The sequence below is a fragment of the Tateyamaria sp. genome, assembly GCF_039945315.1.
In the GTDB taxonomy this organism is placed as follows: domain Bacteria; phylum Pseudomonadota; class Alphaproteobacteria; order Rhodobacterales; family Rhodobacteraceae; genus Tateyamaria.
On sequence record NZ_JBDUXB010000044.1, the window covers coordinates 1 to 14857 of the forward strand.

Annotated in this window: 14 protein-coding genes and 1 pseudogene; 8 read left to right on the forward strand and 7 right to left on the reverse strand. The window is 54.9% G+C overall.

Going from position 1 to position 14857, the window contains the following annotated elements; translation table 11 throughout:
* Positions 1–138: 138 nt before the first annotated feature.
* Positions 139–345: pseudogene (locus tag ABJD00_RS13510) on the reverse strand (transposase); the annotation flags it as partial.
* 722 nt (positions 346–1067) lie between these two features.
* Between ABJD00_RS13510 and ABJD00_RS13515 the strand changes: the two are divergent.
* Positions 1068–2576: an arylsulfatase gene (locus tag ABJD00_RS13515; protein ID WP_413849576.1), complete on the forward strand. Its 1509-nt coding sequence runs from the start codon at positions 1068–1070 to the stop codon at positions 2574–2576.
* A gap of 618 nt (positions 2577–3194) precedes the next feature.
* Here the strand turns inward: ABJD00_RS13515 and ABJD00_RS13520 are convergent.
* Both ABJD00_RS13520 and ABJD00_RS13525 read right to left on the reverse strand, forming a co-directional pair.
* A complete protein-coding gene (locus ABJD00_RS13520; protein ID WP_413849574.1) occupies positions 3195–3668 on the reverse strand; it encodes a DUF1772 domain-containing protein in 474 nt (157 codons plus the stop codon).
* An 11-nt stretch (positions 3669–3679) separates the two neighbouring features.
* Positions 3680–4309, reverse strand: a complete 630-nt coding sequence (locus tag ABJD00_RS13525) for an NAD(P)-dependent oxidoreductase (protein ID WP_413849572.1) — start codon at positions 4307–4309, stop codon at positions 3680–3682.
* An 83-nt stretch (positions 4310–4392) separates the two neighbouring features.
* On the opposite strand from ABJD00_RS13525, the gene ABJD00_RS13530 reads away from it, so the two are divergent.
* From ABJD00_RS13530 to ABJD00_RS13555, 6 genes are all read left to right on the forward strand, one after another.
* Positions 4393–4983, forward strand: a complete 591-nt coding sequence (locus ABJD00_RS13530) for a TetR/AcrR family transcriptional regulator (RefSeq protein WP_413853603.1) — start codon at positions 4393–4395, stop codon at positions 4981–4983.
* A 290-nt stretch (positions 4984–5273) separates the two neighbouring features.
* Positions 5274–5906 (forward strand): tyrosine-type recombinase/integrase, encoded by a 633-nt coding sequence (locus ABJD00_RS13535; RefSeq protein ID WP_413849568.1) that lies wholly within the window; start codon positions 5274–5276, stop codon positions 5904–5906.
* Between the two features lie 375 nt (positions 5907–6281).
* The gene (locus ABJD00_RS13540; protein ID WP_413849566.1) at positions 6282–7358 is read left to right on the forward strand and encodes an AI-2E family transporter; all 1077 of its coding nucleotides are present in this window, start codon (positions 6282–6284) and stop codon (positions 7356–7358) included.
* Positions 7359–7712 carry a DUF883 family protein gene (locus ABJD00_RS13545; protein WP_413849564.1) on the forward strand — a complete coding sequence of 118 codons (354 nt, stop codon included), beginning with the start codon at positions 7359–7361 and terminating at the stop codon, positions 7710–7712.
* An 8-nt stretch (positions 7713–7720) separates the two neighbouring features.
* Positions 7721–8143, forward strand: a complete 423-nt coding sequence (locus tag ABJD00_RS13550) for a phage holin family protein (RefSeq protein ID WP_413849562.1) — start codon at positions 7721–7723, stop codon at positions 8141–8143.
* A gap of 333 nt (positions 8144–8476) precedes the next feature.
* Entirely contained in the window at positions 8477–10108 is a 1632-nt protein-coding gene (locus ABJD00_RS13555) for an oleate hydratase (RefSeq protein WP_413849560.1), read from the forward strand.
* A 616-nt stretch (positions 10109–10724) separates the two neighbouring features.
* On the opposite strand, the gene ABJD00_RS13560 is transcribed toward ABJD00_RS13555, so the two are convergent.
* Positions 10725–11318 (reverse strand): class I SAM-dependent DNA methyltransferase, encoded by a 594-nt coding sequence (locus tag ABJD00_RS13560; RefSeq protein ID WP_413849558.1) that lies wholly within the window; start codon positions 11316–11318, stop codon positions 10725–10727.
* Entirely contained in the window at positions 11311–11595 is a 285-nt protein-coding gene (locus ABJD00_RS13565; RefSeq protein WP_413849556.1) for a GNAT family N-acetyltransferase, read from the reverse strand. Before ABJD00_RS13565 ends, ABJD00_RS13560 begins: the two co-directional genes overlap by 8 nt.
* A 410-nt stretch (positions 11596–12005) precedes the next feature.
* Between ABJD00_RS13565 and ABJD00_RS13570 the strand changes: the two genes are divergently transcribed.
* Positions 12006–12638, forward strand: coding sequence for a tyrosine-type recombinase/integrase (locus ABJD00_RS13570; protein WP_413849554.1), 633 nt, complete (start codon positions 12006–12008; stop codon positions 12636–12638).
* A 238-nt stretch (positions 12639–12876) separates the two neighbouring features.
* Here the strand turns inward: ABJD00_RS13570 and ABJD00_RS13575 are convergent, their stop codons facing one another.
* Both ABJD00_RS13575 and ABJD00_RS13580 read right to left on the reverse strand, forming a co-directional pair.
* A complete protein-coding gene (locus ABJD00_RS13575) occupies positions 12877–13923 on the reverse strand; it encodes a FecCD family ABC transporter permease (RefSeq protein ID WP_413849552.1) in 1047 nt (348 codons plus the stop codon).
* 15 nt (positions 13924–13938) lie between these two features.
* Entirely contained in the window at positions 13939–14856 is a 918-nt protein-coding gene (locus ABJD00_RS13580) for an ABC transporter substrate-binding protein (RefSeq protein WP_413849582.1), read from the reverse strand.
* Position 14857: the final 1 nt, after the last annotated feature.

A 14857-nucleotide genomic window follows, 5' to 3' on the forward strand; every position in this document is an offset into this window, starting at 1 on the left:
GGAAAGGATCAAACGAAAGACGCTCGAAGCGCGCCGCTTGCAACACAGACAACGCGCCGCATAATCAAACCAACAAGATGAGCCAAACTCTCTCTTAGTTTAGGTCGCCATTGGTTCCAAAAACTCTGACGACCGACAGTCGCTCCATCGCTTCCAACGGTTGTAGAGCGTCTTGTGCGGGGCATATTCCTTCGGTGCATCCCGCCAGCGTAAGCCATTGCGGTTGATGAAGATTATCCCGCTCAGGACCCGCCTGTCATTGACGCGAGGCTTGCCGTGAGACTTGGGAAAGAAGGGTTTGAGACGCGCCATCTGCGCATCCGTAAGCCAGAAGAGATCAGACATGTTCACCGCTCGTTTTCGAGCCGTGAATCATGCCGCCAGCTGAAAATCAATGGGTCCTGACCCTAGGGGATGCCTGTGTGTTATTCTCCAGGACCGTTTTGCAGTCCACCAAAAGGGCGGGCCACTTCCGTTTAGTCAAGATAGCGGAGACTCCTGTTCAAGCCAGCGAATGGCCCTTTTGCGCCCAAAGCTGTCGTTCATGCAGCACGCAGCGAATGACCGCTCCGAGCCCAAAGCAGCCGGATCAAAATCGCACCCTTCGCTCTTGCAGCAAACTGAGCGCCTTGGCTACGCGCTGTATCGCAGCTGGAAAAGCAGACATTGGCCGCGACCGCAGCGAATTTCGAAAGGTCTATGACCGAGTTGCGGACATTGCAGCTGGCCGCGTCTGCGACTCCGCTTCACAGCACTTTCCAAGCCTTCGATTCAACCGAGGTCGCGTGCAATTTACGCTCTCCTGACTGTTATTGCCTTGGTCTGATGGACGAATTGAATTGGTCATCTGTGACATTCAGACGAGATGTCAGCCGTATCTGCCGAATATACCAAACGGTCCGGAGCTGTCGAAATAAAATGCCTGAAAGACGCGGCATATATGAGCTTTATTCTGGCTTAAAAAAAGAGCTGACTGTAAACAGTGGAGGATTAAACACCAGCATCTTAATCAACAGGGAGACAGTGATTTGTCTATACAGAAACTATTGTGGCTGAAGGCCGTGGCTATGACTGCGCTTGTGGCGTTGTCGGGTGCCGTAGCGGCTCAGGACGCCAAGCCAAACATTCTTGTGATTTGGGGCGACGACGTGGGCTGGAACAACACCAGCGCGTACAACCGCGGCATGATGGGGTACGAAACGCCGAACATCGACCGAATCGCCAGCGAAGGCGCGCTGTTTACGGACTGGTATGGCCAGCAAAGCTGTACCGCCGGACGGGCGGCTTTCATCACAGGGCAAAGCCCGTTCCGTACAGGTCTGCTTAAGGTTGGTTTGCCGGGGGCGCCTGAAGGCATGTCAGAGCTGGACCCGACGATTGCGGGTCTGTTGAAAAACCACAATTACATGACCGGTCAGTATGGCAAAAACCACCTTGGCGATCTAGATTCGATGCTGCCGACAAACCACGGCTTTGACGAGTTCTTCGGCAACCTGTACCACCTGAATGCCGAAGAAGAGCCTGAACACCCCGACTATCCACAGGACCCCGAGTTCCGAGAAAACTTTGGCCCACGCGGCGTGATCAAGTCTTCGGCAGACGGTGAGATCGAAGATACCGGCCCGCTGACTAGAAAGCGCATGGAAACGGTCGACGAAGAGATTGTCGCTGGCGCTCTCGATTTTATGGACCGAGCTGTAGCCTCTGATCGCCCGTTCTTTTTGTGGGTCGCCGCGACAAGGATGCACGTGAACACGCACCTCAAGCCTGAATCCCAAGGCGTGACCGGCCTTGGCGTTTACGCAGATGGAATGGTTGAGCATGACGGCCATGTCGGTCAGATTCTTGATAAGCTCGATGAGTTGGAGATCGCTGACAATACGATCATCATGTATTCCTCGGACAACGGGGCTGAGATGTTCACTTGGCCGGATGGCGGCAGCACGCCGTTCCGGAACGAGAAGAACTCAAACTGGGAGGGGGGATACCGCGTACCTACCATGATCAAATGGCCCGGTGTGATTGAACCTGGCACAGTATACAACGATGTGTTCAGCCACGAAGACATGTTACCCACTCTGCTCGCAGCCGCGGGTGAAACTGACGTTAAGGAAAAACTTCTGGAAGGTCACTCAGCTATAGGTCGCGACTATAAGGTGCATATCGATGGCTACAACTTGATGCCCTACTTCAGCGGTGAAACAGAAGAAGCGCCCCGTAAGGAGTTCTTTTACTGGACTGACGACGGTGAGCTGGCAAACTTGCGCTATGACCGCTGGAAGATGGTCTTCATGGAGCAGCGCGAGGAAGGTTTCTCTGTTTGGGAAGAGCCACTCATCACGTTGCGTCTGCCCAAGCTAATGGACATGCGCGGCGACCCGTTTGAGAAGGCGGATGAAGAGTCAGAGAACTATGCCATGTGGCGCTTTGACCGGGCGTTCCTGATCTTGCCTGCGGTGAACTACGTGGCGCAGCATCTGGCGACTTACCAGGAGTTCCCCCCGCGTCAGGAGCCAGGCAGCTTCAACCTGAATGCGGTGCTGGAAACGCTGCGCAGCAATCCAGGCTCGAACTAAAAGACTGAGGTATCCGCTGCTGGCTGGTTGGCGGGTACCTTTCATTTTCGATAGTGTTTTTTCCTGCCGCTGTAACATGATTTTCATCACCTCAGCTGATACCATGCCACTCCCATTCACCACATTGAGTGCTGCCGGTCTTGAAATCGAACTGTTTGCCGCGCAGTTGACCGGACAGGTACAAGATATGCCGCTACTGTTCTTTTAGATCGCAGTGGACAAGTTGCGAGACCGCGTCATCGACCGCTTTCCCGAATGCTTAAATACGAACATAGCCGATTTGTACCTAGGAGTACGGATTTGAGCTGCGGTTCTAACGGGTGAATTCAGTGCAGCGAAGTCTGTCTTCACTGTTCAGTCTCCGAAATGAGGGGCGGCTGTGGGCTCAGAGTGGACTTGCGGCGGTGCAGCGGGGCAAGCTTGAACTGCGCACCGAAAGCGGCCACTCCCTAAACATAGGAAGTTTAACGCTTTCAGCGGGGTGACCCGATGCTCGGGCATTCGGCTGTTCGGAGCGGTCGTAGGACTAAAGGGTCCGGAATGACTGCTCCGAGCCCAAACAAGACAACTCCGTCTGAGCTCAGCAAGAAGTTAGCCCGCTCAGCTCATTCGCGCATATTAAAGCAGATTGGCGGCTATAAGCCAGGAAAGTGCCGCGAAGGCCGAAGCGGCGGTCCGAATGTGGTTCAGCCACGTCCAACGCTTTACATAGTCCGCCCAATAGATGGCCATGTCGCCCGATCGCTCGGATGTGGCATCCAGACGGTTGTTCATCGGAACATTTCCAAAGCCAGTCACGGCTAAGACGCCAACAAGGTAGCTCAGCGTTCCTGTGACAACCAAAGACAACGCTGCGCCATCCAATTGCCAATAGGCCCACAAGGCAAGCGCTATGGAACCCAGTACCAACCCCATAAACAAAACCATGAAGATCGATTTATATACCGTGCGGTTAAGCCCGATCATGCCCGTGGCTCCCGCCATGCCGGGGGCTTGTGCAAGCCCTCTCATCACGAAATCAGAAAAGCTCAGGAACACGCCGGAGATCAGAGCCATCAAAAGACCAGAAACCAGTAGAATCCAAGTCATCATGTCCACCCCCATCAGCTCGACAAGCCAACGGCGCGGCCCAGATACTGCGAGTCGATCACCTGGCGGGTCAGGAAACGTGCCAGTTCTCCACGCGAGATTTTCAGGTCCAGTCCGCGTGCGCTGTTCGGCACATCCTCAATAACAGGGCGCCGGGTAGCCTCATCGGTGAAGGCCGCAGGGCGCACGATCGTCCAGTCGAGTCCGCTGGCCTCGACCAGTTGCTCTTGCAGTTCATGATCGCGAAAAACCGGGGCCAGGAGCGCACCGAACATCACCCGCTTCCACCAGAAGTTTAGATTGGACCAGCTGTCACGAGCGCCAAGCGTGGACTGACAGATAAGGCGCTTCACGCCTTGAGCCTGCATCGCCCGGATGACGTTCATTGTGCCTTGTGAACGAATGACGCTTTTGCGCGACAAGCCCGACCCAAGCGTAATCACAGCAGCGTCATGGCCTTTGACCGCTTCAAGGACGGCTTTGGCATCCAATGCATCGCCAGCGGTTCGAAACAGGTTGGCGTCAGTCAAACCAAGTTTTTCTGGCTTGCGGGCAAAGGCCGTGACTTCGTGGCCAGCCTCGAGAAGCTCTTTCACAGCCAAGTGGCCAACACTGCCGGTGGCTCCAAACACGATGACTTTCATTTTTGTTCTCCTACGGTTTTGGTGCAAGCCCATTGCTTGACGCTGTGTAAAGTTGACATGGCGTCAATAAGCTATAACTTTACATGATGTCAAGTAAGCTGATTAACACCAAAACCCGCATTCTCGATGTGACGTGGAACCTGTTAGAAAATGGGGACAAAACCGTCCGAATGTCAGATATCGCAAAAGCCGCGGGCATTAGCCGTCAGGCGCTCTACCTGCATTTTCCGAATCGCGCCGAGCTGCTTGTGGCCACAACCCGCCACATCGATGTGGTGAAAAACGTGGACGCGCGACTGGCACGCAGCCGCTCGGCGACGTCGGGGGTAGAACGATTGCACGCCTTCATCGAGGGCTGGGGCGGCTACATCCCCGAAATTCACGGCATGTCAGTTGCCTTGCGCGCCATGTGCAATTCCGACACAGAAGCAGCAGCCGCGTGGAATGACCGGATGCAGGCCGTCAGGCACGGATGTGAAGCCGCAATACACGCCATCTCAGAGGATGGTTTTTTGACAGATGGGCTGACAACGGTAACGGCTACCGACCTTTTATGGACTCTCTTATCTGTCGAAAACTGGGAGCGTTTGGTGCGTGAGTGTGGCTGGTCGCAGTTGGCATATGAGCAAACACTCAAGAAAACTGCTGAAGCCACGCTGATATCGCGAACCTGAAGGTCCGGAAAGTCCGCAACTCAGTCATAGGCACTACAGATTTCGCTGCGGCGAACACCAACGGCTGCTTTTCATGCTGCTTCGCGGCGCTCCGCCGAGCCGGCCAACTTGCTGCAATAGCGATGGGCACGATTTCAATCCGGCCGCTCTGGGCTGAATGCCGACTTGCGGCGGCACAGCATCGTCAAACCCGACCCTTCCCCGAAACCGGACATGCGTTTTTCCGATAGGTTGACCTAGTCAACGCAGTGTCGACGCCAGGAGTGGGAGGGACGGATTGAGGAAAACTCATGTCCAAAATCCAACTCCCCGCTGTGAAACCGAAGCGCTGCCCTTGGAACAAAGGCAGGCTTGTAGGTCAGAAACGTCCATTGCTTCCCAAACAGGTTTGGGCCATTCGCGCACGGCTCGAACTCGCAGGCAATCTTCGGGATCTGGCATTGTTCAACCTAGCGATCGACAGCAAGCTGCGCGGATGTGATCTTGTCTGCTTGAAAGTTAGTAATCTCGTTGTTGGAGACAGGGTTCGCGACCGCGTCACCGTAATCCAAAGTAAGACCAACCGACCGGTACAATTTGAGGTCTCTGAAAACACGCGTGAATCCACATGGAATTGGGTCAGTAGTCGCGAGATGCTCGGTTGTGCCTTCCTCTTTCCAAGTCGGCTTCTAGACAGGCCGCATCTGTCGACCCGTCAATATGCGCGAATGGTCCGTGACTGGGTGTCCGCGATCGGTCTTGAGCCGAGCGGCTACGGCACGCATTCATTGCGACGCACCAAGGCGGCGCAGATTTACCGCAAGACAGGGAACCTGCGTGCGGTCCAGCTTCTGTTGGGTCACGTCAAGGTTGACAGCACGGTCCGTTACCTCGGCGTAGAGCTCGAAGATGCGCTGAGCATCGCCGAGAAAATTGACATCTAAGAAACTGGCGAACGGCAAGACCCGCCGTTCGTCTCCCAAGACCGGTCACAAGTTGAGGGGGCTGCGAATGGCGGCTCCGAGCCCGAAGCGGAATTGTTGTTGGTAAGTGCTTTCGCGGGCGCAGCGCATTTTTCGCCAAAGCTGCTAGCAGCGCCGTCTAAACAAAGTGGTTATTCATTCAGAGCGCAGCCAACTTGGAAGGAAGGTGACAATGTTGATTGCTCTCTTGCAGTCACCGCTTTTCTGGAACGACGTACCTATTAAAGATTGGAACCTGCAAGAAAATGCCCTTTGAATGGGTCACAGTTAGAACTGTCATATTGATGTGAGGAACCAGCGTTGCAAAAGGTTTCACGAGAATGCGGGGACTGATCCATGAAGACTGAAGCACGCGAACTGCTCGAAAGACTTTTGCCAATTGGTGCGATTGCAATTGTCTTCTTGATGGGCGCGCTGACCCTCAGTCCCTTTGCGCAGGCGCTTCTTTGGTCTGTTTTTGTTTCAATTGCACTGCATCCGCTGCACGTCAGCCTGTCGGGAAGGCTTGGAGGTCGTCGCGGATTGGCAACAGCCGCCGTCATCATCGGTTTGATCTTCTTTGTTCTGATCCCGATGCTTTTCCTTTTGCGATCCGTCATCGCTGTTTTTCCAGAAGTCGCGATACTGCTTGTTGAGGGCGGACATCTGGAAAATCTCGGACTGGATTTGCCTGCAAACATGCCACCAACATGGGTCGATCTGTGGAGCGGACTGCGAGATGACTTCGAGGCTGTCCGACGCCTCGTAGGGGATGATCTTAGGCTTCTTTTATCGACTTTAATGTTGGAGGGGCGGCTTATCGGCCATTTTGTGCTCGAATTCCTACTGGGATTGATCCTCGCTGCAGTGATCTTGCAAAATGCGGACCCTCTAATCCGGCTTTCCCTCAAGGCTTTCGAAAAACTGGGAGGCGCGCGCGGCCTGCAACTGGCGGTGCGTTCCGTATTGACAATTCGCTACACCGTTCTTGGTGTCCTTGGTTCTGCGGCTGTTCAGACGGCGACTGCAGCTTTTGCATATGTATTTGTTGGCGTTCCACATTGGCCGCTTCTCGCGTTCGCCACGTTTTTGCTTGGCTTGCTCCAAGTCGGGCCGATACTCATCTGGGGGCCGCTGGCTGCGTGGCTTTGGCTGGACGGTCAGACGGGCATGGCAATCTTTCTCGTCGTATGGGGGCTTTTCGTAGTCGGACTGTCTGACAACGCGGTTAAGGCAATTGTGGTCGCGCGCGGAGCCAACTTGCCTACAACGCTGGTTTTCCTGAGCGCGCTTGGTGGTCTTATCATTTGGGGTGTCGTCGGCATCTTCTTGGGCCCTGTCATACTGGCGCTATGCCTCGAACTGATCTTATGGTGGCTGGAAGAAGACACCACCGCGCCCCCGGATACGGCCGCGCAAAAAGTGGAAAGCTGATTGGGCCAACCGATCAGTCCGATGAAAGTTAGGGAGCCATTCATGGAAGAAACAACGCGCAACACAAGCCGAGAGGACTTGGAAAGGCAATTCCAAGTCATTCAGGATGACATAACAAAACTTTCGAAACTGCTGTGCGATATTGGCGATGAGAAAGCCGGAGAAAAACGAGACGCGGCACTTGCAGAGGCTGCCGAGCTTCTTGAAAAATCCCGTTCCAAAATTAACGAGGGCAAGCTCAAAGCGCGTCAGGCAGCATCGTCAATCGAAGATTATGTTCACAAGCAACCCGTTCAATCGGCACTGATCGCGGCTGGCGTCGGATTTCTGGTTGGCATGATTACGCGCCGCTGAGGTACAGAATGATTAAAAATCTCGTTCACATTTTTCTGCAGGCACAAGCCGGCAGTGTTCGTCGCAAGGCCAAAGGAGCCATTCTGGAGGCGGCAGCCTTGGGCATGATAGGGCTATCCGTCACTTTATTCTTTTTGGGTTCGTTCCTGTGGCTTTCCGTCCAGATGGAGCCTTGGATGGCGGCGGTCTTCCTTGGCATTCTGGCGCTTCTGGCAGGGATCATTCTTATGCTTGTGGGGCGATCAGTTTTCAGGCGGAAAGAAGCTGACCCGCATGAGCAAGCGATGTCGGTTGTGAAAGGCTTGGGTCTGCTTTCCGAAGACGGGCAGACAAGTTTAGGCAAAGCAGAAACAGAGCAGGAGTCGGGGCCGATCATGGTTGCGTCAGCTTTGGCGGCTGGCCTGATACTTGGGCGATCCATAAACCGCTGAGTGCACTTTTCGGCGCAAACACCAATCTGATCATGACGTTTATGCTGAAGTCAAAATTTGCAAGGCAGGCGATCGACCGTTTTGTCCGCAAGGCAGTCATTGGAGCAGACTGCAGCGAATGGCTGCTCTGAGCCCAGAACAGTCAGATCAAATTCGCGCCTTTCGCTTGTGCGGCAAGATCGCTCTAGGGCCAACGGCAGGGAATGTGGAGACAAATAAGCGTTCAGCGCGATGACAATCAGATAAACTGGGGGATAACGGTTGGCTTATCAAAAACCGACCTTGCCAACAGCTTTGACGGAATTACTGTATTGTATCTTTGAGGAGAGTAGAATGGGCCAGACGGAAGATAGCAGCAAGAATGCCAAGGTATATCTCAACGGTCTGGGCCTAGGATCTATATCGGCCGCAGTCTATCTGGTGCAGAAAGCCGGTTTTGATCCGGCGAACATCCATATTTTTGAACAAAACCCGGAGAGAGATCTGGTAGGTGGCTCGATGGATGCCTCAATGAAAATGGTCGATGGCAAGCCTGTCTATTTCATGCGCGGCAGCCGGATGTACGAAGACAAGGTCTACTGCTGCACCAAAGAGCTCTGGTCGTTGATCCCCTATGACGAACATGGTTCTTGCCTCGACGATCATGAGCGCAACCATGAAGAATGCCAGGTCGATACCGTCGTCCGCCTGCTGCATGCAGATGGCGAAAAGGACAGTGGCCACGACCTCGGCCTCGGCCCAATTGAGACAGTTCAGATGGCGCGCTTGATGGCGACACCCGAGTCGTCGATTCCCGATGATGCCAAAATTACCGACTATTTCAGTGACGCATTTTTCCGCAGCAACTACTGGTACATGTGGCGCGCCCTTTTCGCATTTCAGCCATGGCACTCGGCGGTCGAGATGCGGCGCTATATGCGTCTGTTCTTCCATCGGATGTCCGATATGGAGAAGATGACCTCGCTAGAGCGTACCCGCTACACTAATTACCATTCCTTCATCTTGCCGGCGTTGCGTTTGTTGACCGAGAAAGGCGTTCAAATCCACTATAACTGCCGCGTTACGGACGCGGACTTCAAAGTTGACGGCACACAGCGCTGGATTGAGCGCTTGCATTTGGAGAGCTCGGACGGTGAGGTCATGGACCCGATCGAGGTTCAGCCGCACGATAGGGCATTCTTGACGATTGGTTCAATCGTATCCAACCACGCCTATGGGTCCCACGACCAACCCGTCTCGATGTCGCCCCCGGAGAAGCCAGGCGGAGCGTACTTACTCTGGCAGAAATTGGTAGCCAAGCAGGCGGACCTAGGCCGCCCTGAGCGCTTCCTGCGGGATACATCACTCTCTAGGATGATGCATTGCACTGTGACCTTCCGCGGCAGCCTTTTTGAGCGAAAGTTCCAGTGGCTTGTAGAGCGGTTGATGGGACGGCAAAGCCCATTACCCCTTACGCACTCACCTTGGATCTTGCATCTACACACCTATCGGCAACCCTTTTATCCTGGACAGGCCGCTGACACCTGCGTGATCTGGGTTTCAGCCCTCGGCGAGGACAACGAAGGGCAATTCGTGAAAAAGCCAATGTATGAGTGTACAGGGCGCGAGATTCTGGAGGAGATCCTTGGTCATCTCTGGGGCGACCTGGACGGGGACGAAAAAGCAGAACTCCTTGACACCTCGTACTGCGTGCCCTGTCGCTTGCCCTATGGCATTTCTCAGTTTTTGCCTCGTGCAGAAGGGGACCGGCCACCTGTCATTCCCGAAGGGTCTCAGAACTTCGCATTGCTGGGGCAGTTTGTGGAGATCCCCGACGGGATCGTGTTCACCACCGAGTACAGCGTCCTCGGGGCGATCTTGGCGATCAAAGGGCTGGTGAACGCCTCGATAGAACCTCCTGCGATGTACTTTGGCCAGCACGATCCATGGACAAACTTGGCGACGGCCAAAGCTATTCTCAGATAAGGCGTTGTACTGTCCCACCCCCAAAAAATGCCATTAGACTGGCCGCAAGAGGTGGGGCGCACTTGTAGCGAAAGCCTGCTTCGTCCCGCATGTTAGACACTCATGCCCAGCACAGCGAACGTCTGGATTGGGGTTTGGCCGAATTGCACGATTTGGATGTCCGGCTTGGGGAAATCGCGCTGCAGTGCCGCGAAACTTTGTGAATCTTGATTGGGCGGGTCCGCCGAAATTTGCTGCATTTGCATCGGGCCGCTAAGTCCGCAACTCAGACACTCGTGCAAGGTGCAGCGAATGTCCGGTACCGGTAAAAAGCAGGCATTCAAACTCGGATTTTTCGAACGACGCCTCGCAATGTCCGCTTAAAGTGATCCAGCGGTCATCTGAGTAAAACAGTCGGATGACTGCCTTGAGCCCACAGCGGAAGTCTTCATTTTTTGCTGCATGCGCTCGCAGCGCGGAAATTTCTGCAAGTGCTCAGTCTAGCGCGCCGCAGCGCGGCTGGAAACTCGGCCATTCGAACATCGCGCAGCGAGGTTTGTCAGAGCAACTCACAGATCGCGGGACTTTGCTGCCGTTCGGGAAGTAGTCATGAAGGGCAGCTTCCGTTGCCAGCGGTTCAGGCGATCCCTGTGCCGATCAGAACAGGTAAAATCTGCCCATCGGTTTCCATAGAGAATGCTCGTTCAACTCGGATGGATTCAAATTTCGCCTTTTGGAGTGCATTTTGGATTTGGTCCTCTGACAGCCCGAATTCGTCGCCATCGGATGCCTGCCAATCCCATTGAACGAACCGTCCGCCAGACCTAAGAAGTCCTGCCAGTGCCAGCACTGCGCCTTCATAGTCGGGCAAGAAGCCGCAGACGGATGACGCATAGATCAGATCAAACCCCGACTGCAAATCCACCTTGCATGGTTGGTCAGGTGCCAGAATGTCGCCATGAACGGCAATCACATTCGGAATGTGTTTGCTTTCCAAAACCGCAATCATTTTCTCGGACGTATCGACGGCAATCAATTCGCCGACAAACGGCGCAACATTCTGGGCAAGCGAGCCGGTCCCGCATCCAAAATCCAGAACCCGCTTCGATGTCCAGTCTGAGCTACGAATATCAGTCGTTGAAACCAAGGACGCAAATGCGTGATCAGCATAGAGTCTGACGGTTGGGTTTTCGTCCCGACCCTTTGCATATTCGTTCCATGTGTCAGTCATCAGGCAGATACCTTTCCATGAAAACGGTGCTGCCACTTCGGGAAACCTCAGCCCATCCCAAATGCTGATACAGCCGGACATTCTCAGGCATATCGACGTGGGTATTCAGACGCATTTCGGTGGATCCCTGCCGTTTGGTCTCGCGTTCTGAAAGCTCGATCAGCTTGCGCCCCAAGCCCTTCCCGCCATGATCCGGATGAACCGCTACGTTCGCCAGTTTCATAAACCCGTTACTGGCGATCAGTACAAGGCCAGCAACAACCTCGTCGCCTTGCACGGCGACCCAGACTTGATTGTTGGCAATGTCCTCCGAACACCCGTCGGAAACGTGGGCATATCGGAGATGCGCTCCGCGTATTGGGCGTATGCCGCGTCAATGCAGGCTGCCAACGCTCTAGCATCCGTTGCTTGTGCGGGGCGTATGACTGGGTTTTGAGACGCCAAATCACTACCGTCCATCGGGCTTGTTAAAGTTGCCTGCGATCATAGCGCAGAACTCAACATCATTGAAGCGGACCTTGGCTGCTTCGCAGAAGATTGGATAAGTGGGCTCCTTGCAGACCAATGCTCGTGCAGAAGTCGCCCATTTGGTTGGCTTCCCAAAACGGGCCTTCAGCCCTGCATGTACACTCGCCCGGTCAGCGCGGTGCTGATGATTGGGCTGGAGGGAGGATCGGAGGGCATATCATGCCAAGAGTCCAACTTCCCGCAGTCACCCCAAAACGCAAGGCTTGGAACAAGGGGCGGGTTATCGGGCAGAAACGTCCGTTGCTGCCAAAACAAGTGTGGGCGATCCGTGCACGGCTCGAACTTTCGGGCAATTTGCGCGACCTGACTTTGTTCAACGTCGCCATCGACAGCAAACTTCGAGGCTGCGATCTGGTTAAGCTAACCGTGACTGATCTTGTCAAAGACGATCGCCTCCGGGAACGTGTTTCCGTGTTCCAGAGCAAAACCAAACGGCCTGTTCAATTCGAACTGTCGGAAAACACGCGTGAAACCGTTCTGACCTGGGTCAGAAATCCAGAGATGCTTGCTTGCCGGTTCATGTTCCTAAGCCGGTTTCACGACCGACCACACATCTCAACGCGTCAGTACGGTCGACTTGTCCGCGACTGGGTGAAGGCGATTGGTTTGGAGCCGAGTGGATACGGTACACACTCGCTTCGCCGAACAAAGGCTGCCGAGATCTATCGCAAGACTGGCAACCTTTGCGCGGTGCAACTGCTCCTTGGTCACACCAAAGTTGACAGCACGGTGCGTTATCTTGGTGTCGAACTGGAATATGCTCTGAGCATAGCCGAGCGCATCGACATCTAACAAACCCTGGCGAACGGTCTTGCCGTTCGCCATTTCGAAGTGGTTGTCCGTCTGTCATGCGGCGTTCGAGCATTCTGATCCCATGTTTGCCGACTTTCAGAATTGCAGCGAAAGCCTGCTTCCGAGAAAAGGTAAATTATAGCGGGCTCGGGTGCGGCCCTGAACTGACATCCAACGGCAGGCTGCGATGCTGCAGCAAGGCTAGTCATTGCAGACATTTGTTAGACCCGCGAACTGCTCATGTTTCGGCGCGTTGCCTAAGTATCCAAACGAAAAAGACACCACCAGTTAACCCTGTCACAATCCCAATCGGCATGTCTTCCGGTGCCATGATTGTCCGCGCGACGATATCCGCCCACAGCAGAAAGATCGCGCCAAGCAACGCAGACCAGGGCAAAACACGCTGGTAATCGCCGCCAAACAACAATCGCACCACGTGGGGCACCATCAAGCCTATAAAACCAATAAGGCCGGAAAACGCGACCATCACGCCGGTGACAAGTGCGCCCGCAACAAAGACCAGCCTCCGAAAACGCGTCACAGGGATACCCAAGGTGGAGGCCGTCTCGTCCCCCACTGTCATCGCATTCAGCGACCCGGCTTGGGTGAACAGCCATGCACCGCTCAACACAAGGATCGCCAGCGGGTACACCAGCTGATCCCATTGCGCGAGGCCAAGACCACCCAGCATCCAGAACACCACCGTATGCGTGGCGCGCGGATCGCCCAAGAAGATCAGCACATTGGCGCAGGCCATGATGATGAACGACACCGCAACGCCCGCAAGGACGAGCCGGTCAGCGCTGGCCGCATCCGCAAACCGTGTGACGCCCAGCACGATGGCGGTGGCCATCAGGGCACCCAAAAACGCCATCAGCGGCACCGTCAGCAACCCAATGAACAGACCGGTGTGTAATAGTGCAAGGATCGCCCCAAACGCACCGCCAGACGATATCCCCAGAAGATGCGGATCAGCGAGCGAGTTGCGCGTCACCGCCTGCAGGCTCGCCCCCACGATAGCAAGCCCCGCACCAACCATCATCGCCAACAACGCTCTGGGAAAGCGTATCTCCCAAACGATCGCCTCCCGCCCCTGCGACCACGTTTGCTCAACAAGGTCCGGGATCAACTGGTTGGCAAACACGCCCCACACTGTGGACAGCGGGATTTGCACAGCGCCCACCGAGATCGCAACTGACAGCGACAAGAACAGCGCCGCAAAGCCCAGCAAAGCAGCTGTGGATTGCTGACGCAGCCGCTGTCCAAGTGTTTGACTATGGCTCACAGCCTAGGCCTTGCGCTATTCGCTCCAGAACGCTTCACCCAATGTCTTGATCGCATTGATGTTGCGCGGCCCCGGTGTGGCTTCCACATATTCCAGCGTCACGAAACGGTCGTTCTTGACCGCATCAAGATCAGCAAAAGCAGGGTTATTCATCATAAACGCGCGCTTTTCCTCTGCGGTGACGGAACCGTAGTTCACGATCACAATAACCTCCGGGTTCCGCTCGACCACTTCTTCCCAAGTCACGGTCGCCCAGCTTTTCTCGAAGTCTTCCATGATGTTCACGCCACCCGCAGCTGCGATCAGCGCGGTGGGCATGCCATACTTTCCGGCCGTAAATGGCGTGTCTTCACCACTGTCATAGACGAAAACCCGTGGCGGATCGCCGATCTCCAACGTGTCGGAAAAGGCCGCAAGCTCGGCCTTGTATCCATCAATGAGTGCCGTGGCTTTGTCCTCAACGTCAAAGATCGTACCAAGGTTTGCGATGTCGGCGTACATGTCATCAATGGTGACCTTGGCCTTATCCATGATGTGTGTGCAGCTTTCGGTCAGCTCATAGACTTTGACGCCAAAGGGCTCCAAGGTGTCCGGAGTGACTTCGCCGCCCACTTTCATGCCGTAGTTCCAGCCTGCGAAGAAAAAGTCAGCATCCGCACCAACAATGACCTCTTTGCTGGGGTATTTGGCGGACAACTCCGGCAGCTCTTCCACACCCGCGCGCATCTCTTCGTCCAGCGTTTTCCACCCCGACACGCCCGTGTAGCCGACCATGTGATCGGCAAGGCCAAGAACCAACATCATCTCGGTCAGGTTCACGTCGTTCGAGATCGCGCGCTGCGGCGGGGCGTCAAAGGACACGGTGCGATTGCAGCTTTCAACCTCGACGGCCCATGCGCCCGTTGCGCTGAAAGCCAAAACGAGTGGCAAAATG